This is a genomic window from Rhizobium sp. 9140, from assembly GCF_900067135.1.
Taxonomy (GTDB): domain Bacteria; phylum Pseudomonadota; class Alphaproteobacteria; order Rhizobiales; family Rhizobiaceae; genus Ferranicluibacter.
Map to the genome: position 1 here is coordinate 1,081,434 of NZ_FJUR01000001.1, position 24,016 is coordinate 1,105,449.

23 protein-coding genes are annotated in these 24,016 nt (G+C 61.2%); 10 read left to right on the top strand and 13 right to left on the bottom strand.

Annotated elements, in window-relative coordinates; all coding sequences use genetic code 11:
• Positions 1-155: 155 nt before the first annotated feature.
• On the top strand, positions 156-1,376 hold the full coding sequence (locus GA0004734_RS05010) for an adenylate/guanylate cyclase domain-containing protein (RefSeq protein WP_092931730.1): 1,221 nt from the start codon (positions 156-158) through the stop codon (positions 1,374-1,376).
• Between the two features lie 87 nt (positions 1,377-1,463).
• Complete coding sequence (locus GA0004734_RS05015) at positions 1,464-2,525, top strand: polysaccharide pyruvyl transferase family protein (RefSeq protein ID WP_245292343.1); 1,062 nt, start codon at positions 1,464-1,466, stop codon at positions 2,523-2,525.
• Positions 2,526-2,557: 32 nt separating this feature from the next.
• Here the strand turns inward: GA0004734_RS05015 and GA0004734_RS05020 are convergent, their stop codons facing one another.
• The 5 genes from GA0004734_RS05020 to GA0004734_RS05040 all read right to left on the bottom strand — a co-directional run bounded on the left by GA0004734_RS05020 (position 2,558) and on the right by GA0004734_RS05040 (position 7,933).
• Positions 2,558-3,232 (bottom strand): hypothetical protein, encoded by a 675-nt coding sequence (locus tag GA0004734_RS05020; protein ID WP_092931732.1) that lies wholly within the window; start codon positions 3,230-3,232, stop codon positions 2,558-2,560.
• 32 nt (positions 3,233-3,264) lie between these two features.
• Positions 3,265-4,584: a glycosyltransferase family 4 protein gene (locus GA0004734_RS05025; protein WP_245292344.1), complete on the bottom strand. Its 1,320-nt coding sequence runs from the start codon at positions 4,582-4,584 to the stop codon at positions 3,265-3,267.
• 120 nt (positions 4,585-4,704) lie between these two features.
• Positions 4,705-6,033 (bottom strand): capsular polysaccharide export protein, LipB/KpsS family, encoded by a 1,329-nt coding sequence (locus GA0004734_RS05030; RefSeq protein ID WP_092931734.1) that lies wholly within the window; start codon positions 6,031-6,033, stop codon positions 4,705-4,707.
• The gene (locus tag GA0004734_RS05035) at positions 6,030-6,755 is read right to left on the bottom strand and encodes a hypothetical protein (protein WP_092931736.1); all 726 of its coding nucleotides are present in this window, start codon (positions 6,753-6,755) and stop codon (positions 6,030-6,032) included. The genes GA0004734_RS05030 and GA0004734_RS05035 overlap by 4 nt, the downstream gene beginning before the upstream one ends.
• Positions 6,752-7,933: a glycosyltransferase family 4 protein gene (locus GA0004734_RS05040; protein WP_092931738.1), complete on the bottom strand. Its 1,182-nt coding sequence runs from the start codon at positions 7,931-7,933 to the stop codon at positions 6,752-6,754. The genes GA0004734_RS05035 and GA0004734_RS05040 overlap by 4 nt, the downstream gene beginning before the upstream one ends.
• Positions 7,934-8,187: 254 nt before the next feature.
• Here GA0004734_RS05040 and GA0004734_RS05045 point away from each other — a divergent pair, with 254 nt between their 5' ends.
• The 6 genes from GA0004734_RS05045 (at position 8,188) to GA0004734_RS05070 (ending at position 15,209) form a co-directional block, all read left to right on the top strand.
• Positions 8,188-9,225 (top strand): polysaccharide pyruvyl transferase family protein, encoded by a 1,038-nt coding sequence (locus GA0004734_RS05045; RefSeq protein WP_245292345.1) that lies wholly within the window; start codon positions 8,188-8,190, stop codon positions 9,223-9,225.
• 76 nt (positions 9,226-9,301) lie between these two features.
• A complete protein-coding gene (locus tag GA0004734_RS05050; RefSeq protein ID WP_245292346.1) occupies positions 9,302-10,282 on the top strand; it encodes a polysaccharide pyruvyl transferase family protein in 981 nt (326 codons plus the stop codon).
• A 159-nt stretch (positions 10,283-10,441) separates the two neighbouring features.
• Complete coding sequence (locus tag GA0004734_RS05055) at positions 10,442-11,596, top strand: polysaccharide biosynthesis/export family protein (RefSeq protein ID WP_092931742.1); 1,155 nt, start codon at positions 10,442-10,444, stop codon at positions 11,594-11,596.
• A gap of 162 nt (positions 11,597-11,758) precedes the next feature.
• Positions 11,759-13,066: a hypothetical protein gene (locus tag GA0004734_RS05060; protein WP_092931744.1), complete on the top strand. Its 1,308-nt coding sequence runs from the start codon at positions 11,759-11,761 to the stop codon at positions 13,064-13,066.
• Positions 13,067-13,093: 27 nt separating this feature from the next.
• On the top strand, positions 13,094-13,888 hold the full coding sequence (locus GA0004734_RS05065) for an ABC transporter permease (RefSeq protein WP_245292347.1): 795 nt from the start codon (positions 13,094-13,096) through the stop codon (positions 13,886-13,888).
• Between the two features lie 73 nt (positions 13,889-13,961).
• Entirely contained in the window at positions 13,962-15,209 is a 1,248-nt protein-coding gene (locus GA0004734_RS05070) for an aminopeptidase (RefSeq protein ID WP_092931746.1), read from the top strand.
• A gap of 49 nt (positions 15,210-15,258) precedes the next feature.
• Here the strand turns inward: GA0004734_RS05070 and hemW are convergent, their stop codons facing one another.
• From hemW to rph, 4 genes are all read right to left on the bottom strand, one after another.
• A complete protein-coding gene (hemW, locus tag GA0004734_RS05075; RefSeq protein ID WP_092931748.1) occupies positions 15,259-16,434 on the bottom strand; it encodes a radical SAM family heme chaperone HemW in 1,176 nt (391 codons plus the stop codon).
• A 5-nt stretch (positions 16,435-16,439) separates the two neighbouring features.
• Positions 16,440-17,087 carry an RdgB/HAM1 family non-canonical purine NTP pyrophosphatase gene (rdgB, locus tag GA0004734_RS05080; RefSeq protein WP_092935939.1) on the bottom strand — a complete coding sequence of 216 codons (648 nt, stop codon included), beginning with the start codon at positions 17,085-17,087 and terminating at the stop codon, positions 16,440-16,442.
• 120 nt (positions 17,088-17,207) lie between these two features.
• Positions 17,208-17,633, bottom strand: a complete 426-nt coding sequence (locus GA0004734_RS05085; RefSeq protein WP_092931750.1) for a VOC family protein — start codon at positions 17,631-17,633, stop codon at positions 17,208-17,210.
• 17 nt (positions 17,634-17,650) lie between these two features.
• Positions 17,651-18,367 carry a ribonuclease PH gene (gene rph, locus GA0004734_RS05090; protein WP_092931752.1) on the bottom strand — a complete coding sequence of 239 codons (717 nt, stop codon included), beginning with the start codon at positions 18,365-18,367 and terminating at the stop codon, positions 17,651-17,653.
• Between the two features lie 203 nt (positions 18,368-18,570).
• On the opposite strand from rph, the gene hrcA reads away from it, so the two are divergent.
• On the top strand, positions 18,571-19,632 hold the full coding sequence (gene hrcA / locus GA0004734_RS05095) for a heat-inducible transcriptional repressor HrcA (RefSeq protein WP_092935941.1): 1,062 nt from the start codon (positions 18,571-18,573) through the stop codon (positions 19,630-19,632).
• A 117-nt stretch (positions 19,633-19,749) separates the two neighbouring features.
• Positions 19,750-20,385 (top strand): nucleotide exchange factor GrpE, encoded by a 636-nt coding sequence (gene grpE, locus GA0004734_RS05100; RefSeq protein ID WP_092931754.1) that lies wholly within the window; start codon positions 19,750-19,752, stop codon positions 20,383-20,385.
• Positions 20,386-20,462: 77 nt separating this feature from the next.
• On the opposite strand, the gene GA0004734_RS05105 is transcribed toward grpE, so the two are convergent.
• The 4 genes from GA0004734_RS05105 to raiA form a co-directional block, all read right to left on the bottom strand.
• The gene (locus tag GA0004734_RS05105; RefSeq protein WP_175386455.1) at positions 20,463-21,701 is read right to left on the bottom strand and encodes a D-arabinono-1,4-lactone oxidase; all 1,239 of its coding nucleotides are present in this window, start codon (positions 21,699-21,701) and stop codon (positions 20,463-20,465) included.
• Positions 21,702-21,724: 23 nt separating this feature from the next.
• On the bottom strand, positions 21,725-22,504 hold the full coding sequence (locus GA0004734_RS05110; RefSeq protein ID WP_092931758.1) for an SDR family NAD(P)-dependent oxidoreductase: 780 nt from the start codon (positions 22,502-22,504) through the stop codon (positions 21,725-21,727).
• Positions 22,505-22,613: 109 nt separating this feature from the next.
• Positions 22,614-23,078 carry a PTS IIA-like nitrogen regulatory protein PtsN gene (gene ptsN, locus GA0004734_RS05115; RefSeq protein WP_092931760.1) on the bottom strand — a complete coding sequence of 155 codons (465 nt, stop codon included), beginning with the start codon at positions 23,076-23,078 and terminating at the stop codon, positions 22,614-22,616.
• A gap of 262 nt (positions 23,079-23,340) precedes the next feature.
• Positions 23,341-23,913, bottom strand: coding sequence for a ribosome hibernation-promoting factor, HPF/YfiA family (gene raiA / locus GA0004734_RS05120; protein ID WP_092931762.1), 573 nt, complete (start codon positions 23,911-23,913; stop codon positions 23,341-23,343).
• Positions 23,914-24,016 lie beyond the last annotated feature (103 nt).

Here is a 24,016-nt window from a genome sequence, read left to right on the forward strand (position 1 = left end):
TCGTCTGACCTTTCGGAAATCGGACTGAAAACGATTCCGGTTTGGCGGAATATGCAGTAGAACCCGACACCCTCGAACAATTTCTTGCCGTTCCGTTTCGAAGCCGAGGGGCCGGGACTGCAGCATCATGACGACGGGGACAGGGAGTGGCGGACATGGACTCAGGCGAAATGGCACGCATCTCCGCATGGCTGACGACGCAGGGTCTCAAGGGCTCCGACGAGATGGAGATCATGCGCGGCTTCTGCGAGCACCTGCGCGAGGCCGGGCTGCCGCTTGACAGGGGGCTCGCGCTCATCGACACCCTCCACCCGGTCTATGAAGGGCGTGCCTTTCAGTGGGACAGCCGTGAGCCGGGCAAGGGTATGTTCGAATACGGCCCGACGAACGAAGGCGTCTCCGAGGAAAACTGGAAGCGCTCGCCGTTCTACCACCTGCGCGAAACCAACGGCAACGAGCTGCGCCGCCGGATCGGCTTCGGCGATCCCACCGATTTCTATGCGCTGGACACGCTGCTGGCGGACGGTCATCGCGACTATATCGCCATGATCCACCGCTTCTCGCCGGACGCCCATATCGGCGATATGGACTGTTTCTATTCGCACTGGACGACGGTCGACGAGGGTGGTTTTTCGGATAAGGGGGTCGATGCGCTGCGCTCGCTGGTGCCCGTCCTCGCCCTTGCCATCAAGGCAGGATCGCTGAGCCGCGTCACGCGGACGATTGCCGAAGTCTATCTCGGCGAAGACGCCGCAAGTCACGTGCTGGAAGGCCGCATCACCCGGGGCAAGGCCGAGCGGATTTCGGCGGTGCTCTGGTTTTCCGACCTGCAGAACTACACCCGCATCACCGAAAGCCTCGCCCCGGACGAGATTATTCCGTTCCTCAACGATTACGCCGATGCGGTCATCACCTCCATCCACGAGGCCGGGGGTAATGTGCTGAAACTGATCGGCGACGGCACGCTCGCGATCTTCAAGGCGGAGGAGCGGGAGGACGCCTGTCGTCGGGCGCTGGACGCCGAACGGCGCCTGCGGGGCAAGCTCGCCGATCTCAACGCACGCCGTGCCATGGAAGGCCGCCCGACAACGGAAGTCTATCTCGGCTTGCATATCGGGGACGTCTTCTACGGCAATATCGGCAGCGCCGACCGCCTCGATTTCACGGTCATCGGACCCGCCGTCAACGAGGTCAGCCGCATCGCCTCGCTTTGCCGTTTCGTCGATCGCACGGTCGTCATGTCCTCGCCCTTTGTGGCCGCGGCACCGCCGCCGGGCGACAGGGAGGTGGTCTCCATCGGCCGATACGCGTTGCGGGGCGTGAAGCTGGCGCAGGAACTCTTCACGCTCATGCCGATGCCGGACGCAGACGCGTGAACCACACGCAGGAAACCTCCGGTTTCCGAAGTATCCGTTCCATAGAACCGCCGAGCCATTGAGGGTCGGAACGAGGAAGATCGACAGATGAAGATGAACAGGCTCGCCGAGCAGGTCCGCAAGACGGGTTCCGTGCCATTGTCGTGGGCAGGATCGACGATGGCCATGGATTACCTCAATATCGGTGATGCCCTGAGCCCGGTCATGGTGGCGCTCCTCAGCGGAAAGCCGGTCCATCGGGTTCCCTCCCGCTCGAAGACGATGCGCATGGCTTGCGTCGGCACGATCGCGCATGGCTTTGCCGGTGGAGAGGTCTGGTTCTGGGGCACGGGATCATCGCGTTGGACCAATCCGTCGGCGGCGAAGGATGATTTGATCCCGTTTGTGCCTTCCGAAGACTCAACGTTCCATGTCACGGCGACGCGGGGTCCCTTGTCCGAGGCTCTGACCACCGGCGCGGCCGAGGGCACGGTCGGCGTCTATGGCGATCCCGTCTGGCTGCTGCCGCGCTTCTATGCGCCGCCCGTCGAAAAGACCTGGAAGCTCGGCGTCATCGTCCACCTGTCGGAACTCGCCGATCGCGATCCGGAAGCGCATATAAAGGAAACGCTGCTGCGGTACAGGATTCCGGAAGCGTTCGCCCCGCATGTCCGCCTCATCAACACGGTCACGTCTATCGACATGAATTCCATGAAGGCACGGATCGACGACATTCTGGCCTGCGAGCGCATCGTCTCCACCAGCCTGCACGGCATGGTCTTTGCCGAAAGCTATAATATTCCCTGCCTGCATTTCACGACGCATGGTCCGGCGAAGGGGCTGCAGACACGAGAACTCGACGAGACCTGCGACCTCGATCCCAGGGTTATCGATCTTTATCGTGGTCTCGGCCTCACGGAGCTGCCAGTCTATGCCTTGCCGCATGCCGAGCCGACCGATTGGGAGGATCTCATCTCTGCCATCGACCGTGCCTGGACGCCGAAGGCGTTTGATGCGGAAGCGTTGATCGCAGCTTTCCCGCTCGATGTCGCGCCGCTGGAAGCCCGTCCGGGCGAAACCATCTGGGAGCACCCGGTGCTTCAGGGGCTGGTGCTGCAGCACGACGTGAAGGAGCTTAACCTCGCCGACAGGCTGCGCAACAAGGCCTGAGCGCGCAAGCGCTCGGCACCGCGACGCCTGCGTCAGCGCCCCTTGCTGGTCTCGATCAGTGTCAGAACAAGCGCGGACAGCAGCGCGAGCGGCGGGGTCGGTGCCGTCTGGGGCTTGGAGCTCTGCGCCGGCGACAGCCCGACCTTGCCCACCGGCTGATCGTTGGCATTGATGCCGCTATTGCCGAGCGTCCACCAGCCATCCCGCAGGATGCGCTCCAGAATGAACGTGGTCACATCGAGCGAGCGGGACGGGGAGCCCGGCGGCAGGATGTCGGCGGCTGTCGGATTGCGCTCGGTCATCACGGAATAATAGATCCGCTTCAGATCGTCATCGATATCGTCGGAGCCTTCGATCGCCGTATTGACCTTCTGGCGCAGGCGCCGCAGATCGGCCACCGTCACGGGTTCTCCGCCCGCGACCTTCAACACTTCGTTCGCGAAGGCTTCTGGATCGGCATTGGCCGAGGAGAGAAGGTCGCCGAGGGGAGAGCCGGGGGTGGCTTGGCGATTGCGGATGACCTTGGCGGCACCACGGATACCCTCGCGGAATGCCTCGCGACGAACGGTTTCCTCGGCGCTGTGCGCCGCATCGAGCGCTGCCGCCATATCAAGGAGAACGGCCGAGATCTCCGGGCTGGCACCCGAAATTGCCGTCTCGCGCGCACGCGCCACGAGACCGTCCAGCCGAGCCTTTTCGTCACTCATCGCTGTTTTTCCGTATCGACTGCATCTAGGTGTTACTTCAATGTGGTGTAGAGCGAATCGAGCCGCTCTGCATAGCGCTCCGGTGAAAACAATTTTGCCCGCTCGAGACCCTCGGCCTCGTAATACCGCATCAGTGCATCGTCATGGGCGACATTGCGAATGGCCTGCGCGATCGCATTGACGTCGTAGGGATCGACCACGATGGCGCTGTCGCCGGCAATTTCCGGATTGGCGCCTTCGCTGCCGGTGATGACGGCCGTTCCCAACTGCATGGCTTCGAGGATCGGCAGGCCGAAGCCTTCGTAGAGCGAGGGAAAGACGACGGAGCGGGCACAGCGGATCAACGACGTCAGAAGGCTCAGCGGCAGATATTCGAGACGCATGATCGAGGAGGAGCGCGTTATGTGACCCACCGTCGGGTCATAGACGTCCGTCTTCTTGCCGCCGCCGGGAACGCCGAGAAGCCGGAGGTCGTTGGCATTCTTCCACACCAGCTGGCCGACGATGACGAGGGGATAGCTGACCTGGCTCGCCAGATAGGCCTCGATAATCCGGCCGATGTTCTTCTTCGGTTCGATCGCGCCGAAGAACAGGAAGAACTTCTTGTGCTCCAGTCCGAAGATCGACGCAACCTCGTTGCGCACCTCGTCCTCGTCGCGGTTGAGGATATGGCTCGGCAGGTTGACCGCCTGGTAGGTGTTGGTCACCCGGCGTTCATCCACGCCGAGAAGTTCAACGATATCGCGCTTTGAGACTTCCGAGACTGTAACGATGTGATCGGCCTTGTCGGCGATCTTTCGGACGGTCTTCAGGAACTCGCGCTTGTTGTCGAGCGTGGCATAGGGCAGGCGCAGCGGCACGAGGTCGTGGATCGTGTAGATGTTCGCCGCGTTCTTCAGCTTGATCGGCAGCGGATACGTCCAGTGGGCGATGTCGGCGGACTGGTCGTAACTCGTCTGCATGAACTGGCCGTAGGTGCGGAAGTGCCAGCGCGAAATCGTATAGAGATTGCGGAAGTTGAAGATGCGCTCGTGCTTGGGCAATCCGCCCGGCACATGCCGCGCGATGACCTTGCCGGTGATCGGCACCTGGCGCGACGTGGTGCCGAGCGGCGACGTCGCCAGCCGCTTGATGACCTCCGTCGGTTTCAGCGCCCGCGTCGATGGGTCGAAGAACCCGACTTCCGAAAGCAGGGCATTCTTGCCGACCGAAGCGCGAACGCCGTAGAGAAGGTCGATGGGGTAGCCGAGTTCGGATAGATGGCCGCTGAGATTGCGGGCATAGGTGGCGATGCCCGTTCCCTTTTCCAGGGCCAGATTATAACCGTCGATCATCACGCGGGGCTTGGTCATCGAATGCTTATCGTCCTGTCTTCGTCCCCTCGAATGCGGTGCGGGCGGCGAGCCCACATCTCGAGGGGGAGATGTGTCTGTAAGGATGGGAAGACCGCGTCCTGAAGCGAATTGCGTTGGTTATCTAGGCGATTGACCTTCCGGAAGCAACCGGAAGGGTGCATCGCTCTTTCGGTCCGGCCTTTCGTCGAAAGGATAAAGGAGACGTCCAATGGTGCGGAGGACGCGTTCGGGCCGCTCGCGAAAGAAGTCGATCGGGTAGTGCCGATAGTAATCTGCATCTTCGGCCGTTGCGACCTGTTTGACGGCAGCGGCGACGATCGGCGCCAGTGCGTGGCGCCAGCCGAGAACCCCGTAAGGCCCGGAGGCGTGCCACGAAGGGGGCTTCCGATAGGCGAAGGCCGGCGCGACAGGGCGGCGGAGATCGCCGATGACGGCCTCGAACGTCGTGTTCTTACCCGTCTCTGGCTCGAAATAGCGGGGATACAGCAGATATGTCGCGGCGAACACCTGCTCGATGGTCAGGCGCCGCTGCCGGCGCGCCGATGTCTGCCGATCCTCCGTCAGACCCCATCCGGCATAGAAGGGCAGCCCGAGAACGGTGACGGGCAGCCCCCGCAGCAGCGCCTCGAACCCGGCAAGGGACGTGATGGCGTAGACATGGTCGATCGTCTCGAAGGCACGGGACAGGGGGATGCGGTCTGTGAGGACCGTGCAGATGCGCGCGAGTTCGGAAAGGTCTGCGGACGAGCTTCGAACACCACTCAGCACGTCGGGGTGCGGCTTGTAGATGACCTCGGCATCCGGGTTTTCGGCAACGGCCTGCCGCACCATGTTGTCGTTGGTCACGGGCCGCGGGCAGCCGAAACGGATCGATGCATCGCCATCCACCTGGCCCAGCGCCAGCACCCGTCGCTTGCGCTTGGGTCCGTATGGCAAGGCGACCTCACGCAAGGGGGCGTTGTACTTGCTGATTCCCGTCGAGAGAAGCAGCGCCATCCCCTGACGCGCCCGCTCCATCAACAGGGGATCTCCCTCGAAGTCGTGATGTTGCAGGATGTCTTCGAGATCGGAGGCGGTCCGGCTGTCGAAATAGGCTGTCTGCCTGTCCACGATCAGGGATAGCGGCGGCGTGCGGCCGGCATGCGGAACGGCCGAACGGATGAAGCCATCCTCCACGACATGGACGGGGATTGCGTTGCGACGTGCGAATGCCCGGGCCGTTTCCGGCAGGTTCAGGCTCCAGACGAAAATCTCGGGCGAGGCTGTGAGATCGATCCGGTCCAGCCAATCCTTCCGAAGCTGCGTTTCGCTCAGAAAGAAGGGAACGAAAACGAAGGTCCGCTCCGGAAAATAGCGGCGAAGCACCTCTCGCTTCCAGGCCTGCATATGAAAGGCATAGGTGAGGACCGGCAGTCTTTCGGTTTGTGGATCTACGGCGGGTCTCATCCCGGATTGATCACAGATGTGTCGTCGCTGTTCTCGTCGATGCCATCGATATCGCCGGCGCCGAACTTCAGGCGATCCTCGCCGATGGCGGCAATGGCATCGTCGGCGCTGTCCATCTGCGTGATTTTCATGCGGTCTATGGTGAAGAATTCGTTGCAATAACGGCGTACCAGGACCGCTGACGACGTAAAGATCAGGAAGCCTGACGTCTGCATCCTCTCCTCGACCAGTTCTACGCACCGCTCGCGAAACGCACCACGGCCACCCAGTAGCGTCTCATCGACGATGTAAGTTTCGAATGGAATTGCATAGGCCGAGGTGAACAGCAGGCGCGTGCGTTCGTCGCGATTGAGCAGTTTCATCGGCTTGTCGATCGCCTTGCCCACCTCGGCAAAATCGATCACGAAACGGATGATCGGCAGGGGGTCGAAACCGAACACGCGGCAAAGAAAGGCGAGGTTTTCCCGTCCCGTCAGGGCATTGTTGAACACACCGCCTCCAGCGACCGGAAAGGAAACGAGAGATTCTCGCCGCACGCTGCCCATATCGGGACGAAGCTTGCCTGTGGTCAGCTGCACGGTTGTCGTCTTTCCGCCGCCGGGCGGAGACAGGATTCCGGTGATCTTGTCGCCGGGGAACAGAGCGCTGGCATCGTCCAGCACCTTCGTCTTCTCGTTCTTCTGACGAAGCGTCTTGTGCACATTGGTAAAGGTAACGCTCACGCCTGGCCTTCCGTCTCGTTTGTTGTGCCTTGCCCGCTTCGGGCAAGGATCTCGCGCATCCATCCCAAACCGTCGATCGGGTTGAGAAAGACAGTATCCGAAGGCGCAATCTCGTGAAACACGGGAATGTCCGAGACGATGGCGGGAACGCCGAGCGCTCCCGCTTCAAGAAGAGGAATGCCGAGCCCTTCGGCAAAGGAGGGAAAAAGCAGAGCTCTCGCGCCCTTGAGCAGCAACTGAACCTCGTGATCGCCGAGACCGCCGAACTCCAGCACATGTTCCCGAATGACGGGCGACCGTTCCAGCATGTCGATGACGTTCTCGTTTTCCCATCCGCGCTTGCCGATGATGCAAAGGCGCGGGATCTGTTGTCGATCCGCCATCATGCGCCAGATCTCCAGCAGCAGAAGATGGTTTTTTCTGGGTTCGATGGTGCCGAGCGTCACGAAATAGGGGCTGGAATCCTCGATGACGGCGCGAACGGCAGGGGCGACCGGCGCTGAAGCCGGGGCACCGAATGTCAGAGTGGGAATGATCACCTCCGTGCCCGACAGCCTCATGCCCTGCGCGGCGGCATAGGCCTGCATGCGCAGAGCCGTATCCTTCGAGTTTGCGACGACCTGAACCGGTGCATCGAAAAGTTCATCGAGATAGGCGGTGAATTGCTTATAGGTCTGCGGCCTCTGATACTCCGGAAAATCGATCGGAATGAGATCGTGAATATAGACGACCCGCTTCATCTCGGCCGTCGGATCGAGCCGCTTCATGCCGCCCTTCACCTTGCCCAGGCCGGAATGGGAGGCAACGACATAGGTGGTCTGCCGATTGATGATCGAGCCGGGCAGGCGATGTGCCCTGCGATCGACGAAGGGCGTGACCGAGAGCCGCCAGTCGGTGCTTTTCTCCAGTCGTTTGCCAGGGCTGCCATTCCAGGCGGCATCGAGATGGCTGAGGACGGCACGGCCGAGGGAATGCTTGAGCCGGCAGACGCCGTGGATGCCTGCATGCAGAAAATGGCAGTTGGTGCCGAAGCGGGCGACAAGATCGAGGCCGATGGCGAGGTCTATGCGATCGACGCCGGTGCCGAACGGCTTGTGGCGACTGCGCACCAGTCGCGAAAGATCGAAAAGCACGCTCGGCGTCTCAATCGTCAGCGGCGTCATGGAAAGGCGATACATGAAAACTCGTCAGGCGTTGCGGCTGCGCGCTGCAGGTCACGCAAAGCCGGTAGGAAAAACGCGGGATCGTCCCGCAAGGATAGGCTTACTCGCGCCACTTTCGCACACTATTCGCCTATGGTATACGCTCGGCCAAAGGGCCAAGGCGATACCGGGCGGCCGGTAAGCCCATTTCAGTAATGCCGCGATGGTGGAATTTGTCTCAAAAACTCATTGATATTGTTAAATCGGAGGGCACCATTCCGCTCTCCTGGGTGACCACGACGGGTAAGGAATCCTATCTCAACCTTGGTGACGCCCTGTCCGCCGTTATTGTTTCGATGATGTCGGGCCTGCCGGTGCATCACATGGCTGCCAAGTCCCAGGCCACGCGGCTGGCGGCGGTCGGCACGATCGGGCACATGTTTGCGGGCGGCGACGTTTCGTTCTGGGGAACAGGCACGTCGCCGAACCTCAATCCGCATCAAGGCGACAAGCCGAAGATCGCCTATCAGACGCCGGCAGACACCCGGATCACCACCTATGCGACGCGCGGTCCGTTCAGTCGACGCCTGTTGGCGCCCGACGCACAAGAGGCCGGCGTGTTCGGCGATCCGCTCTGGCTGCTGCCGCGGTTTCACACCGCACCGGTCGAAAAGACCTGCGAACTCGGCGTTATTCTGCATCTGTCCGAACTGGAAGATCGCGCTTACGAAGCACACCCCAAGCCGGAATCGTTGCGCCACCATGTCTCGGACGCCGACCGGTCGAGCGTGCGCCTGATCAATACGGTCACCCCGATTTCTGTTGGCGCGCTGCGGGAGCGGCTCGACGAGATTCTTTCCTGCAAGCGTATCGTCTCTACCAGCCTTCACGGCATGGTCTTTGCCGAATCCTACGGCATTCCCTGTCTTTACTTTTCACCCCGCGCTGCACAGGCAGGTCCGGGGAAGATCGACCTGATGGAAGAGGAGGGGCTCGATCTTCGCTTTGTCGATCTCTACCAGGGCATCGGCCAGAAAAGTCTCGATGTCTGGTACCAGCCCCGCCGCACGGCGACGGACTGGGGCGTGCTGATCCGGGCGATCGACGACATCTGGTACCAGAAGACGTTTACCGGAGAGGATCTGATCGATGCCTTCCCCTTGCCGGGGACGATGCTCGACAAGGGTCCGACCGGCAGCGCCTTCGATCACCCTCTCATTGCTTCGCTTCCCATGGAGCGCCATCGGCCGCCAACCGAAGGTGCACCGCCATCGCGCGGCTGGCTTTCGAAACTGGCGGCGCATGCCCGTGGCCTGAGCGGAGTTTGACGTGCCTTTAAAAGCAGCCAAAAGACTTTTCCGTCGTTCCGTCTCTGCCGACAGATCGGCAGCCTCCGGTGCCTTGGTGACAAGCGACCGGGGTGCGGCCGAAGCCGTACGTCTCTCCTGGGTCTGGACGACCGACCGGCATCCCGACGCCAATCTGGGCGATGCCCTGAGCGCAGTGGTCGTTTCCGTGATGTCCGGCCTCCGGATCGAGCCGGCAGCCTTTGACCAACCGAGAGAGAGACTGGCAGCCGTCGGCACCATCGGGCATGCCCAGCAGGGTGCGCGCGTGCATCTATGGGGCACCGGGTTCGACCTCAATCGCGGGCCATCCGGCGCCCTCTCGCCTTACGCTGTGCCCCCGGAAACGGAACTCGTCGTGCACGCGGTTCGCGGACGGCAAACGGCCACCGGTCTGCGGGCTCTGGGTCTGGATGTCCCCGATGTCTTCGGCGATCCCGTCTGGTTCCTGCCGCGCATTTTCCCCTTTCCCGACCTTGAGAAGCGCTTCGAACTGGGCGTGATCGTCCATATCTCCGAGCTTGACGAGGCGACAGCGGCGGCAACCGTCAAGGCGCAGCTGGCCCGATATGCCATTCCGCCGGAACTGGCGGACGACATTACGATCATCAACACATACACGGATGCGACCATGGAGGGTTTCGAGCGGAAGGTGCGTGAGATCGCCGCCTGCCGCCGGATTCTCTCCACCAGTCTTCACGGTTTGGTCATAGCTGAAACTTACAACATCCCTTGCGCCTGGTTTTCGACCGGTCGCGGCGAGGCTGCGGCCTTACCTTTCGATGGCCCCCAGCCGATCGATCATCGTATGATCGACTTTTATGGCGGTGCCGATCGCGAGACCGTGCTGAGCTATCTGCAGCCATTGATGGAACCAACCGATTGGGCCGATGCCATCGGCTTCATCGATCGAAACTGGAAGGGACTGACCTATACCGGAGAAGCGCTGTTCAAGGCATTTCCGCTTCGCAAGGCCGTAAAATTCAAGGATTCCGTGTGGACCCGTCCACCTGACATCCTGGAGTCCAACCGATACTGACCTCAGGGACTGTGCCCTTTTTGCAGAGGCCTGTTTGTTTTTATCTGGTGCGACCTTGAAGTCATTGTTTACCAGTTGGTGTTGAGATAACCAAAACGACACCGCTATTTCGGGGGAGCAGATCATCTTCGTCTGAAGGATCTGCGCTTGAGGGTGCCCATGCCGTTCTTGACCAAATTCACCAGCTTGTCGCTGGCCGCCATCTGCCTGAGCACCACGTCCTGCACGGTTATGCCGAGCTCGGGACCGAGTTCCGGGCAGATTCTCCAGGAAGCCAAGGATAGCTATTCGCCTTACACGGTGATTCCGGTCACCCAGGGCATCGTCTCGCTCCTCTCCAGCAGCCTCGACACGCAGCTCGCCGAAACACTGGGCAATACGCGCAAGCGAAGCTCCTCCATTATCGGCGTTGGCGACACGGTCGTTGTCTCCATCTGGGAAGCGTCGCCTGACGGTCTTTTCTCCGGCGGTTCCGCCAAGGGCGCGACGCAGATACCGGAACAGCCGGTTTCCGAATCCGGCACAATCTCCGTGCCCTATGCCGGCACCGTGCAGGCTGCCAACCGCACGCCGCAGCAGGTCAAGGCCGCCATCGAGAATGCGCTCACGCGCATCGCTATCCAACCGCAGGTTCTCGTCAGCGTCGTCAAGAACGTTTCCAACACGGTCACCGTCACCGGCGAAGTCGCCAGCAGTGGCCGCATCGCCCTTTCGCCCCGTGGCGAGAAGTTGCTTGATGTCATTGCGATGGCAGGCGGACCGCGCATCGAATCGCATCAGCTCTCCGTCCAGATTACGCGCGGCCGACGCACGGAAACCGTTCCCATGGAGCGGCTGATCTCGGATCCGAGCGAGAACATCTACGTCCAGTCGGATGACGTCATCGCGCTCATTCGCCAGCCGCGGAGCTTCACCGTGTTCGGTGCCGCAACGGCCAATGCCTCCATCCAGTTCGACGAATCGCAGCTTTTCCTCAACCAGGCACTTGCCAAGGTTGGCGGTCTGAACGACGAGCGGGCCAATGCGCGCGGCGTCTTCATCTACCGCACAGAGCCGACCTCGCTCGTGCAGCGCATGGTACCGGGCAAGGTCGTATCATCCGGTGCGACAACGAATGTTATCTATCAGATCGACCTGAAGGATCCGAACGGCTTCTTCCTCCTTAAGGGCTTCAGCCTGCGGAACCGGGATCTGATCTATATCGCCAACTCGTCGCTCGCCGAGGTGCGCAAGTTCGCAACCCTGGTCAGTTCGACCGCAGCGCCGGTCGCGCAGGCGGCCTCTGTCGGCAGTACGCTGAACAACTTCAAGTAGCGAAAAAGAGAAGGCATTGTTGCGCCGCAATAATGCCTTCATCTCCGGGCAAAAGCTGTCTCAGGACAGGATCGCCGCGCTTTATCGCGGTGATCTTCCGAATGGCCGTAAGTCATGGTATACATGCTGCGAAACAGGCCGAAGACCCCTTCAGGAGTGCCAATGAGCGACGCGTCCAAGACCGCGAGAGCCGACAAGCTGAAATCACGGCAGGAGGATGGCGCACTTGTTCTGAGGCTGGATGAGGTTCGACCGAACCGTCAGATGGCGGCGGTGCCGAAGCGCATGCCGGATCTGCCGGAAAAGCCGACAAAACCGGTTCGGAAGACGACGGTTACCTATAAATCCGAAAAGATGACCGGCTTCGTCACGAAGGCGAAGGGTGGTTTTTCGGGCGCAAAGCTTGCTTTCTTCCTGATGGTCGTTGTTCCTACTATTATCGGCGGCGTTTACTACGCTGCAATAGCGTCGCCGCGCTACGTCTCGGAGTTTCGCTTCTCGGTTCGTCCAGGCGAAGGAGGCGGTGGCTCAAGTGCTGGGGAACTCGCATTGACGATGTCGAACAGCTACATCGTTTCCGACTACGCCATGAGTCGTGACGCAGTCGAGGCGTTGGAGAAAGAAGTTGGCCTGCGTGAAATGTACTCTCGTCCGGAAGCTGATTTCCTCTCGCGCTTGCAGCCCGATATCTCGTTGGAAGGTCTTGTTCGTTACTGGAACAAGCGTCTGTCAACAAGCTACGACTTGACGACGGGTATCAACACGGTCGAGGTGGCGGCGTTCAATCCACAGGACGCTTTCCGGATTTCGTCTGCACTGAAGGAGCTCTGCGAGAAGCTCGTCAACGATCTCTCGGAAAAAGCGCGCCAGAGTCAGCTTGCCTTTGCCAAGGCGGAGCTCGATCGTTCCGAACAGCGACTGACGGACGTTCGTAGCAAGGAAACGGAGTTGCGCACCGGGCAGAAGAGTATCGACGCGCGCAAGGAAGCTGACGGCAAGATCCAGCTGATCACGAAGCTTCACGGTAGCCTTGCCGACCTGCAGGCGCAGTACACGGCGCTTGGAAGCTATATGGATGCCAAATCGCCGCGCCTAACAGTGCTGAAGTCCCAGATAAACGCAACGCAGCAGGAACTTGATCGGCTGCAGTCGCAAGTTCGTTCCCCCAGCGACGACGCGGCAGGCACTGGCATGTTAGCCGACGCGCAGCTGATGACCCAGTACGATAAGATCCAGAGCGATCTGGATATCGCGACCAAGCTTTATACGTCTTCTTTAACAAATTACGAGAATGCTCGAATGCTGGCGAGCAACAATCAGATCTACCTGGCAACGTATGTCCAGCCGGGTGTCGCCCAAGTTGCTTCCTATCCTAAGGCCATCGTTGATACGTTCCTCGTTTTCCTCTCGGCTCTCGGCATGTGGGTTGTTCTTACCCTCGTGTACTACAGCATCAGAGACCACGCGTAGGTTTGAGCGGTTGGTCGGGAGTTGACGATGAATAGCGGTGTAATTGCAACTGGCGTCAGTCGTCAGATTCGGATTGTTAGCGCGTTGACGATCCGCGAGGTTCGCTTGCGCAACAGCAAGCACGCTTTCGGGCAGCTTTTCGATCTGCTCGAAGCGATTGTTTTCATCATCATTCACTGGGTGATTTTCACGTTTATGCACAGGCATCTCCTTATTGGAGACAGCTTGCTGCTTTTCATCAGCACGGGCATTCTGCCTGTGCTGTTCTTCCGAACAATTAGTATCAAGACGGCGTCTGCCTTGGAAGCTGCGAAGTCAGTTACAAATATTCCCTACGTCGAAGCGATCGATTATTCCATTGCGCGCGGTTTTGTCGAATTTCTGTCCTTCACCATGCTGTTTGGATTGGGATTTGTCATGATCTCCGCCCTAGGCCTATCACGTTATGCTATCCCTTATGACTTCACGCCAGTGGTGATTTGTCTCGCCATGCTGGCTGTGTTTTCCTTCGGTATAGGCCTTATCAACTCATTCATAACGTTCCTCTTCCCTCTGTGGAAGTTTTTCTGGGGCTTTTTCTCGCGTGTGCAAATTTTTCTAAGTGCAGTCTTCTTTATTCCTGAGTACATGCCTCCGGAGTTGCGAAATATTGTAGCTTGGAACCCGATGATGCATTTTGTTTCTCTCTTCCGCACGGCATTCTATCCGACATATCCAACACATCTGTTGTCGCTGTCCTATATTGGGACATGGACCGCTTTTCTGCTTGTCATGGGATTGGCGTTTGAGCGCGCCTTGCGAAACCATCGCGCCGATCATTGATCGTCAAACACTTTCAGAATAGTGATGACATCCGCGGCGTTTGAACCTTGTTTCGACGAGAAAGTTGCTCAACATGATTTCAGCCTTCACCCAGCCGATCGACGCCCGGAAACTCGAGAAACTGGCCGAGGTGGCCGTCAAGATCGGCCTTGGTCTTGAACGAGGCCAGGATCTTGTGATCACGGCGCCCATCGCGGCTCTGCCGATGGTTCGGTTGATCACCAAGCACGCCTATCGCGCCGGTGCTGGTCTCGTCACGACGTTCTATGCCGATGAAGAGAGCACGCTGGCGCGCTACGAACATGCGCCGGACGAGAGTTTCGACCGCGCCAGCGACTGGCTCTATGAGGGCATGGCAAAGGCCTATGCCGGCAACGCGGCGCGCTTGGCGATTTCCGGCGACAATCCCATGATGCTGGCGACGCAAGACCCGTCGAAGGTCGCGCGGGCGAACAAGGCCATGTCCATCGCTTACAAGCCGGCGCTGGAGAAGATTTCGAACTTCGATATCAACTGGAACATTGTCTCCTATCCCAATCCGTCATGGGCACGGCAGATGTTTCCTGACGATCCCGAAAACTTGGCTGTGGAGAAACTGGCCAACGCCATCTTCGCGGCATCGCGTGTCGATGTCGAGGATCCGGTCGCTGCGTGGAAGGAGCACAACGCCAACCTGCGCAAGCGTTCGACCTGGCTGAATGGCGAACGTTTCTCGGCGCTTCATTTCACCGGTCCGGGAACGGATCTGACGGTTGGCCTCGCAGACGGGCACGAGTGGCACGGCGGCGCGTCCACCGCCAAGAATGGCATCACCTGCAATCCCAATATCCCCACCGAAGAGGTCTTCACTACGCCGCATGCATTGCGCGTCGAAGGCCACGTCTCCAGCACGAAGCCGCTATCGCATCAAGGGACGTTGATCGACGACATCCAGGTTCGTTTCGAGGGCGGCCGGATCGTCGAGGCCAAGGCCTCGAAGGGCGAATCGGTTTTGAACAAGGTTCTGGATACGGATGAAGGCGCGAGGCGTCTGGGTGAGGTTGCCCTCGTGCCGCATTCCTCGCCGATTTCCGCCAGCGGCGTCCTGTTCTACAACACGCTTTTCGACGAGAACGCGTCGTGCCACATCGCGCTCGGCCAGTGCTACTCGAAATGCTTCCTCGACGGCGCGTCCCTCAGCCAGGAGCAGATCGCGGCGCAGGGCGGCAATTCCAGCCTCATCCACATCGACTGGATGATCGGTTCCGACAAGGTCGATATCGATGGTGTTCGGGAAGACGGAACGAAGGTGCCTGTAATGCGTGGCGGCGAGTGGGCCTGATCGTCTTGTGACCGGCCTCAACGGCCGGTCACAACATCACCGATCGTTCTCAGCAGGCGAGATCGGCGACCACGGCGTCGAGGATCAGCATGCCGGAGGGGGTGCAGCGCAGCCGGGAATTGCCGATCCTCTCGATGAAGCCGTGCTCGATCAGGAACCGTTCCTTCTCCGGATCCGGCGCCCGGCCGGAGAGCGCTTCCCAACGCACGAGGTCGATACCCTCCTTGAGGCGCAGGCCCATCAGCAGCAGTTCGTCGGATTGCTCGTCATAGCCCAGCACCTCCTGATCGATCATCCCGTGACCATTGGCCTCGACGAGGTCGAGCCATGTCTCGGGCTTTCGCTCAGTCGCCGTCGCCAGCTTCTCGCGGCCGATCGTCAGGCGGCCGTGGGCGCCGGGGCCGATGCCGGCATAGTCGCCATAGCGCCAATAGGTGAGGTTGTGGCGACTTTCGGCGCCGGGCACCGCATGGTTGGAAACCTCGTAGGCCGGCATGCCGATCGAAGCCGTGATGTCCTGCGTCGCCTCGTAAAGGAGCGCCGACTGGTCGCCATCGGGTACGACGAGCTTGCCCGCCTTGTGCAGGCCAAAAAAGGGCGTGCCTTCCTCGATGGTCAGCTGGTAAAGCGAGAGATGGTCGACCGCATAGGAGACGGCCTGCTTCAGCTCCGCCTCCCACTCCTCGACGGTCTGGTTCGGCCGGGCATAGATCAGGTCGAAGGACATGCGCGGGAAGATATCGCGCGCAAGGCCTATCGCCTTCAGCGCATCTTCCACATTGTGAAGTCGCCCGAGGAACTTGAGATCGCGATCGTTCAGCGCCTGGACGCCGAGGGAAACGCGGTTGACGCCGGCTGAACGATAGCCGCGAAACCGAGTCGCCTCGACGCTCGACGGGTTGGCCTCCAGCGTGATCTCGATGGCGTCAGGCACATGCCAGAAGCGGGCGATGCCGTTCATGATGGCGTCAACCGTCGCCGGGTCCATCAGCGAGGGGGTGCCGCCGCCGAGAAAGATGCTGGTCACGGTGCGCGGTCCCGACAGCCGCCGCGCTTCCTCCATCTCTTTTAGAAAAGCGGAGACGTAGCGTGCCTGATCGACACCCTGATGCCGCACATGGCTGTTGAAGTCGCAATAAGGGCACTTCGCCGCGCAGAACGGCCAATGCACGTAGACCCCGAAACCGGGGTCCGTCTTGTCGCCGATGAAGGAGAAATCAGCCATATCCGTCAGGCGCCGAGGCAGGTCTCGGCAAACACCTTGAAGGCGCGGGCGCGATGCGAGAGGGCGTTGGCATCGCCCGGCTTCCAGCCGTGCTTCTCGTCGGCGCTCATTTCGCCGAAGGTACGCTCATGGCCCTGCGGCTGGAAGATAGGGTCATAGCCGAAACCCTGGCTGCCGCGTGGGGGCCAGACAACGGTGCCCTCGACTTCGCCGCGGAAGAGTTCCACATTGCCATCCGGCCAAGCAAGGCAGAGCACGGAGACGAAGCGGGCAGAACGTGCTGCCGGCGTCTCCGCGCCGACGTTTTGCAGGGCCGTTTCCACCTTGTGCATGGCCATGGCAAAGTCGCGCGTCCCGTCGGCGGTTTCGGCCCAGTTGGCCGTGTAGACGCCGGGATCGCCACCGAGTGCGTCCACGACAAGCCCGGAATCGTCCGACAGGGCCGGCAGGCCCGAAGCCTGTGCGGAGGCCAGCGCCTTGATGGTCGCGTTTCCCTCGAACGTTGTCCCGGTCTCGTCGGGCTCGATGAAGTTGAGGTCGGCGGCGGATTTGGCGGAAAAGCCGAGCGGGCCGATCAGGTCGCGAATTTCGCGGATCTTGCCGGCATTGTGGCTGGCGACGATCAGGGTCTTGTCGTCAAGCGTTCGTGTCATCATGGGTCTCGGAAGGTCAACCGGAGGGCGTTGAGACGCCGCGGAAACATGGGTTCGGTAAATATGAGTCGTCCAATCCGGCGAAGCGACCGGTCGGCGCATGGCATGAAGAAGAACAGTTCAGTCGATGGACCAGAGGCCCGGTTCGGCGCATTCCAGGCTGTTGCCGGCCGGGTCGCGAAAATAAAAGGATCGCGCGCCCGTCGGCCAAGTAACGTCACTTTCGATCATCACGCCATCCGCCGCAAGTCTCTCCCGCAGGGATGTCAGATTGTCGCGCGATACGCGGAAGCAGGCATGGCCGGGACCGGTCGTCCCGTGAACGGGGACAGGCAGGGCAGAGCCTTCGGCGGGCTTCAGCGTCTCCGTCGGATTGAAGATCAGGAGAACGCCCTGTCCGCAGCGAAAGAACAGGTGGCGGCCATCGACGCGGGCGATGCGCTCCAGACCGAGCACATCGCCATAGAAGCGATCGGCCGCATCGAGATCGGCTGCGTAAAGTGCCGTTTCCAGAACACCTTCGAGAACCTGCGTCCTATCCGCCACCGCTTGGCCTCCGTCCTTTATGCGATCGTCCGCTTCTGCAAGGCGACCAGTTCCGAGATGCCGTTCTTGGCCAGCCCCATGAGGCTCGCGAATTCGGCTTCCGAGAACGGCTTGCCTTCGGCTGTGCCCTGGATTTCGACGATGCCGCCGGAGCCGGTCATGACGAAGTTCGCATCCGTCTCGGCGGCGCTGTCTTCGAGATAGTCCAGATCGATCACGGCCTGATCGGCGAAGATGCCGCAGGAGATCGCCGCGACATGATCCTTCAGCACGCGCTCGACCTTCGTCATGTTGCGCGCTTCCATCCACTTCAGGCAGTCGTGCAGCGCGATCCATGCGCCGGTGATGGACGCCGTGCGGGTGCCGCCATCGGCCTGGATCACGTCGCAGTCGAGCGAGATCTGGCGTTCGCCCAGCGCCTGCAGATCGACCACCGAGCGGAGCGAGCGGCCAATGAGGCGCTGGATTTCCTGCGTGCGGCCGCTCTGCTTGCCGGTTGCGGCCTCGCGCTTCATGCGGTCGCCGGTCGCGCGCGGCAGCATGCCGTATTCAGCGGTTACCCAGCCCTTGCCGCTGTTGCGCAGCCATGGCGGCGTCTTTTCTTCAAGACTCGCGGTGCACAGCACATGCGTATCGCCAAACTTGACCAGGCAGGAGCCCTCGGCATGCTTGGAAACATTGCGCTCGAAGGTGACCTTGCGCATCTGATCTGTTTTTCTTCCGGACGGCCGCATCGGGGACTCCTTGGGTCTAAGTTGCGTGCCTTCTAGCCTATGTTGCCGCCCAAAGGAAATGCGGGGCGTAAAATAGGGCTGTCAAAGTCGTGCGGCGGCAGCCGAATGCCAATTTTCCCTTTGTCGATCCGACGGCCTCTCCCTATATTTCAGCCATGGCACAAAAGGAACGATCCACCGAAACGGCGGCGCTGACATCGGCAATGCGCGACAGGCTCTCGGCCCTCGACGAGCGCTCCGGCGAGGTCTTCCGCCGCATCGTCGAAAGCTATCTCGACAGCGGTGAGCCGCTGGGCTCCCGCAGCCTGTCGCGGCTTCTGCCGATGTCGCTGTCGCCGGCCTCGGTGCGCAACGTCATGAGCGATCTGGAGGATCTCGGCCTCATCTATTCGCCGCATGTCAGCGCCGGACGCCTGCCGACGCAGATCGGGCTGCGGTTCTTCGTGGACGCCTTCATGCAGGTCGGCAATCTCTCGGCCGAGGACCGCGCTTCGATCGACCGGCAGGTGCGGCGGAGCGACCGGGATCAGCCCGTAGAGCAATTGTTCAACGAGGCGAGCCAGGTCCTGTCCGGCATGTCGCGCGGTGCCGGCCTCGTCATCACGGCGAAGAACGATCCCGTGCTCAAGCATGTCGAATTCATGCGTCTTGCGCCCACCAAGGCCCTGGCGGTGCTGGTCGGCGAACACGATCAGGTGGAAAACCGTATCATCGAGCTTCCCGCCGGCGTCACGAGTTCGCAGCTGACGGAGGCTGCGAATTTCCTGAATGCGCATCTCGCCGGCCAGACCCTCGCCGAAGTGCGCGGACAGTTGCAGAAGGTCAAGGAAACGGTCCGCACCGAACTCGACGTGCTGTCGCAGGATCTGGTCGAGCGTGGCCTTGCCAGTTGGTCCGGCAGCGATGCCGACGACAAGAGCCCGACCCAGTTGATCGTGCGCGGCCGTGCCAATTTGCTCGAAGGCCTTGCCGGTGCGGAGGATATCGACCGGCTGCGCATGCTGTTCGATGACCTCGAGAAGAAGGACAGCATGATCGAGCTTCTCAGCCTTGCGGAGACGGGGCCGGGCGTGCGGATTTTTATCGGATCGGAAAACAAGCTGTTCTCGCTGTCCGGCTCGTCCCTGATCGTCGCGCCCTATAAGGATGGGGACGACCGGATCATCGGTGCTGTCGGCGTCATCGGCCCGACACGGCTGAATTACGCGCGGATCGTGCCGATGGTGGACTATACGGCACAGCTGATGTCGCGCCTTTCACGATAGCCGACCCCGGCGATGCCGGGGGCGGCAGGCGATCGGGTGCAACGACCCTTGATTTTTGGCGCCCGAACCTCGATATCGGCATCAAATTCCCGAAACGATCCTGAATGCGGAGACGTCATGACCGACGAAACAAACAAACACGGTGCCGAAGCCAGCAAACCGGCGGAAGACATCGTCACGCCGGCCGAGGCAGATGTGCAAGACATGTTTGAGGATGCCGATGAGGCGGCTCAGGCCCAATCCGAAGAGCTGGAGGCCGCGCGCGCCGAAGCGGCTGATTTCCGTGACCGCTACATGCGGCTGGCGGCCGACATGGACAATCTGCGCCGTCGCACGGAGCGCGAAGTCAAGGATGCCAAGTCCTACTCTGTCGCAGGCTTTGCCCGCGACATGTTGGCCGTGTCCGACAATCTCCGTCGTGCGCTGGATGCCATTCCTGCCGACGTGCGGGCCGGTGCCGATGCGGGCCTCAGCACCTTGATCGAAGGTGTCGAGCTGACCGAGCGGTCCATGCTCTCGACACTCGAGCGTCACGGGGTTCGCAAGCTCGAGCCGGAAGGCCAGAAGTTCGATCCGAACTTCCATCAGGCGATGTTCGAGATCCCCAACCCCGACGTGCCGCACAACACGGTCGTTCAGGTCGTCCAGGCCGGCTTCACCATCGGCGAGCGCGTCCTGCGTCCTGCCATGGTCGGCGTTGCCAAGGGCGGCCCGAAGGTTGCCGTCGCCGAAGGCGAAGCGTCGGCCGGCTGATAGTGAACGAAGGCCGGGGAGGGTGAGCAACCTTCTCCGGCTTCCGATCTTTCGCGCGCTCCCTGCTCCGGCGCGGCCTACCCGAACAGCTGCCGCAGGTGGTCGTTGAGAAATACCCCGCCGGGATCGAGCGTCTCCCGCAAGGCCCGGAAGTGCCCGGCTCTGGGATAGAGCGCGGTCACGTCGTCCCCCGTCAGAAAATGCAGCTTTCCCCAGTGCGGTCGTGAACCGAACTGCCGCAGGATTGCATCGACATCCGACAGATACGCCCAGTAGTCCGTACCCGGCTCGCCGGAGACGGAGAGGGTGATCGAATCCTGTTCGAAGAACGGGCTGATCCAGCCGGGATCGCCAGCGGTGAAGCGGTACTCGATCGGGTAGATGCAGGTCGGGTGCTTGGCGAGCATCAACTCGCGCACCGCCCGGCAGGCCTCTTTGCCATGCCGTACGGGCACGGCATATTCCAGTTCGTGGAAATTCGGCACATATTCGATCGGATAGATCTCCGAGGAATAGGCGATCTTCTCGAATCCCCGTTCCATCGGTTCCGCATCCGTGATGTCGATGACCTTCATCTCGCAGACATCCGACAGGCTGTCAGTCGTGGAGACCGACGAGGTATCCGGCAGGCAGTAGCAGTGCCGGCTTTCGGGGACGGGACACCAGAAGAAGCCGAAGTGCCGGTGTCGGGCGGCAAGCTCGTCATGGCTCTCCATGCACTCATCGAAACTGCAGCGCCAGAGCGTCTCATGCAGGCGGTAGCTGTCCATTGCCTGCAATGTGATCTCCGAGATCACGCCCAGCATGCCGATGGAGACGCGCGCGGCGTTCAACAGATCCGGTTTGCTTTCGTCTGCAATCAGAATGCTGCCATCCGGCTGGACGATCCGCATGCCGACGATCTGCGAGGCCATGTTGCCGAGCGTTGCGCCCGTGCCATGCGTGCCGGTCGTAAGGGCGCCCGCCAGCGCCTGGCTGTCGATATCACCCTGGTTGATCAGCGAGAGGCCGTTCTCCTTCAGCACCTTGCCGAGCGCATTGATGGTGGTTCCCGCCGAGACCGAAACCCGTTTGCGCGCCCGGTCGATACCGGTCACGCCCTGCATGCCCGACAGCGTTAGGTGCAGGCCGCTGGTGAGCGCCACGGGCGTGAAGGAGTGACCCGAGCCGGCGCAGCGCACCGCCATCCCTTCGGCCGCCGCCGCCCGCACCATGTCCGACAGTTCCGCCTCGCTGCCGGGGGTGCCACGGGCTCGCACCACGCAGGCCTGGTTTCCGACCCAGTTCCGCCAGAGGCCACCGGTCTGTCTCGATATCGTCGTGTCCATGACGGGTCCTTTCAGACGGCGGTGAAGCCATTGTCGACGAACAGATGCGTGCCGTTGATGAAGCTCGCCTCGTCGCTGGCAAGAAACAAGGCGGCACGCGCCACCTCGATCGGCTCGCAGAGACGCCCCTGCTGCGCGGCGATGGCCGCATCCGAGACGTCGATGCCGTACTTTGCGAGACCCACCAGTTCGCGCTTGCCGTGGTCGGTGGCGATGAAGCCCGGGCAGACGGCGTTGGAGCGGATATTGCGGCCGCGGAATTCCACGGCGATGGCGCGGGCAAACATATGGCAGGCGCCCTTCGTCGTGTCGTAGAGCACCTCCATCGGCGTCGCGGCAACGGCTGATATCGAGGAGGTCGAGACGATGCTGCCGCCGCCAGCCGCGATCATGCCCGGCAGCACGGCCTTGGTCATCAGGAACATGGAGCGGACATTGACCGCCATCAGCCGGTCCCACTCATCCTCCTCCGTTTCGAGAAACGGTCCGACGGCGAGGATTCCCGCATGATTGAAGAGAACGGTGATCGCTCCGAAAGCGGCCTCGACGGCTTTGACCGCTGCGGTGACGTCGCGTGAGACGGACACGTCGGCCGGCGCGAAGATCGCCTCGCCACCGGCGGCACGAATGGCCGCCGCAACCTCTTCGCCACGGCTCGACGGCAGATCGACGATGCCGACCTTTGCGCCTTCCTGAGCGAAGAGCTCCGACGCCGCAAGGCCGCAGCCGCCGGCACCGCCACTGATGAGGGCAATCTTGCCCGCCAATCGTCCCGAACCCGTTCCGGCCATGCGCTCTTGTCTCCCGTTTGTCGAACGGGAGTATTCACCCGGAGCAGGGCGCTGTCGATATCAACGTGGAGGCAGGGCGAAAAAGATCAGACCAAGCCTGCGTCGAACGTCAGGCCGCGTTGGAGGTCTGGTCGTCGCTGAGGAAGGTGTAGATGGCGGAGGCGGACTCGGTGCCGCGCAGGCGGGCCACCATGTCGGGGTCGCGCAATACGCGTGCAATGCGCGAGAGCGCCTTCAGATGGTCGGCGCCCGCGCCTTCCGGAGCAAGCAGCAGGAAGACGAGATCGACTGGCTGATCGTCCAGCGCCTCGAAATCCACAGGCGTTTCCAACCGCGCGAAAATGCCGACGATGGCTGTCACGCCGGGAAGCTTGCCATGCGGAATGGCAATGCCGTTGCCAACGCCTGTCGAGCCAAGACGCTCGCGCTGCAGAATGACGTCGAAGATCTCGCGCTCGGGCAGGCCGGTCAGCTTGGAAGCCTTGATGGCCAGTTCCTGAAGCAACTGCTTCTTGGACTGGACCCGAACGCTCGGAAATATCGCATCTTGCTGCAGCAGACCTGCCAATGCCATGTTGTCTTACCTTAGTTGACAGGGTCGCATCAGGCGGCACGACGTGCCGGCCCTGCGGCCCGTTTCCCTCGATGCTCGACAGGCTTCATCCCCGTGCCTGCCGTTCACCGTCGATAACGAGGCGGCCGCTTTCCGCGCGCCGCCTCGCTTGTCATGACCGGCCCCCGTGGAACGAAATTTCACGGGCAGGCTCGGTCTCTGTTTCAGGCGCCACCCGGAGCGCCGCATCGCGACGATCCCGAGGCGGTGCTTCGTCCCTGCGTCAGCTCTTCATAGTGGCGGCGTCGATCCAGCCGATATTCCCATCCGTCCGGCGATAGACGATGTTGAGTTCGTCATTGCCGGGATTGCGGAACATCAGCACAGGATTGTCCGTCATGTCGAGTGCCATGACGGCATTCGCCACCGACATGGTCCGGATCTGCTTGGAGCTTTCCGCAACGATCGTCGGTGCGTAATCCTCCGGCACGTCGTCCTCTTCGTCCGGCACCGAGTCCATCACGGTGTAGGCGACTTCGAGCCCGGCATGACCACTGCCGTTGTGGTGATCCTTCAGCCTGCGCTTGTATCGCCGAATGCGCTTTGCAATCCGTTCCGATGCCGCGTCGAATGCGGCCTGCGGCTCCGAAGCCTCGCCGTTCGCATGCAACGTGGCGCCCGTGTCGAGGTGGATCATGCAGTCCGCGCTGAAACGCGGTCCCGACTTCACCACCGTGACCTGGCTCGAATACCCTCCGTCGAAATACTTGGTGACCGCCTGAGTGATCTGGTCCTCGATTCGAAGACGAAAGCTCTCGCCGATTTCCATATGTTTACCGGACACACGCACATTCATGGAGTTTCCTCTCTTTCATGATTTGCGTGTCCAGTTTATTCCAAGCGCCTCCTACCTCCAAGCCTTTCACGCAGCCGTTTTCACTTTGCATGTGATCGGCGAT

What these genes read in the sequence shown, in the direction of transcription:
- GA0004734_RS05040 (WP_092931738.1), bottom strand. Translation starts at nt 7,933, where the DNA reads ATGTATCGCCTTTCCATGACGCCGCTGACGATTGAGACGCCGAGCGTG.
- hrcA (WP_092935941.1), top strand. Translation starts at nt 18,571, where the DNA reads ATGCGCGACAGGCTCTCGGCCCTCGACGAGCGCTCCGGCGAGGTCTTC.
- GA0004734_RS05065 (WP_245292347.1), top strand. Translation starts at nt 13,094, where the DNA reads ATGAATAGCGGTGTAATTGCAACTGGCGTCAGTCGTCAGATTCGGATT.
- raiA (WP_092931762.1), bottom strand. Translation starts at nt 23,913, where the DNA reads ATGAATGTGCGTGTGTCCGGTAAACATATGGAAATCGGCGAGAGCTTT.
- GA0004734_RS05055 (WP_092931742.1), top strand. Translation starts at nt 10,442, where the DNA reads ATGCCGTTCTTGACCAAATTCACCAGCTTGTCGCTGGCCGCCATCTGC.
- GA0004734_RS05020 (WP_092931732.1), bottom strand. Translation starts at nt 3,232, where the DNA reads ATGAGTGACGAAAAGGCTCGGCTGGACGGTCTCGTGGCGCGTGCGCGC.
- GA0004734_RS05030 (WP_092931734.1), bottom strand. Translation starts at nt 6,033, where the DNA reads ATGAGACCCGCCGTAGATCCACAAACCGAAAGACTGCCGGTCCTCACC.
- GA0004734_RS05015 (WP_245292343.1), top strand. Translation starts at nt 1,464, where the DNA reads ATGAAGATGAACAGGCTCGCCGAGCAGGTCCGCAAGACGGGTTCCGTG.
- rdgB (WP_092935939.1), bottom strand. Translation starts at nt 17,087, where the DNA reads ATGACACGAACGCTTGACGACAAGACCCTGATCGTCGCCAGCCACAAT.
- GA0004734_RS05060 (WP_092931744.1), top strand. Translation starts at nt 11,759, where the DNA reads ATGAGCGACGCGTCCAAGACCGCGAGAGCCGACAAGCTGAAATCACGG.
- GA0004734_RS05010 (WP_092931730.1), top strand. Translation starts at nt 156, where the DNA reads ATGGACTCAGGCGAAATGGCACGCATCTCCGCATGGCTGACGACGCAG.
- GA0004734_RS05025 (WP_245292344.1), bottom strand. Translation starts at nt 4,584, where the DNA reads ATGACCAAGCCCCGCGTGATGATCGACGGTTATAATCTGGCCCTGGAA.
- GA0004734_RS05070 (WP_092931746.1), top strand. Translation starts at nt 13,962, where the DNA reads ATGATTTCAGCCTTCACCCAGCCGATCGACGCCCGGAAACTCGAGAAA.
- grpE (WP_092931754.1), top strand. Translation starts at nt 19,750, where the DNA reads ATGACCGACGAAACAAACAAACACGGTGCCGAAGCCAGCAAACCGGCG.
- hemW (WP_092931748.1), bottom strand. Translation starts at nt 16,434, where the DNA reads ATGGCTGATTTCTCCTTCATCGGCGACAAGACGGACCCCGGTTTCGGG.
- ptsN (WP_092931760.1), bottom strand. Translation starts at nt 23,078, where the DNA reads ATGGCATTGGCAGGTCTGCTGCAGCAAGATGCGATATTTCCGAGCGTT.
- GA0004734_RS05110 (WP_092931758.1), bottom strand. Translation starts at nt 22,504, where the DNA reads ATGGCCGGAACGGGTTCGGGACGATTGGCGGGCAAGATTGCCCTCATC.
- rph (WP_092931752.1), bottom strand. Translation starts at nt 18,367, where the DNA reads ATGCGGCCGTCCGGAAGAAAAACAGATCAGATGCGCAAGGTCACCTTC.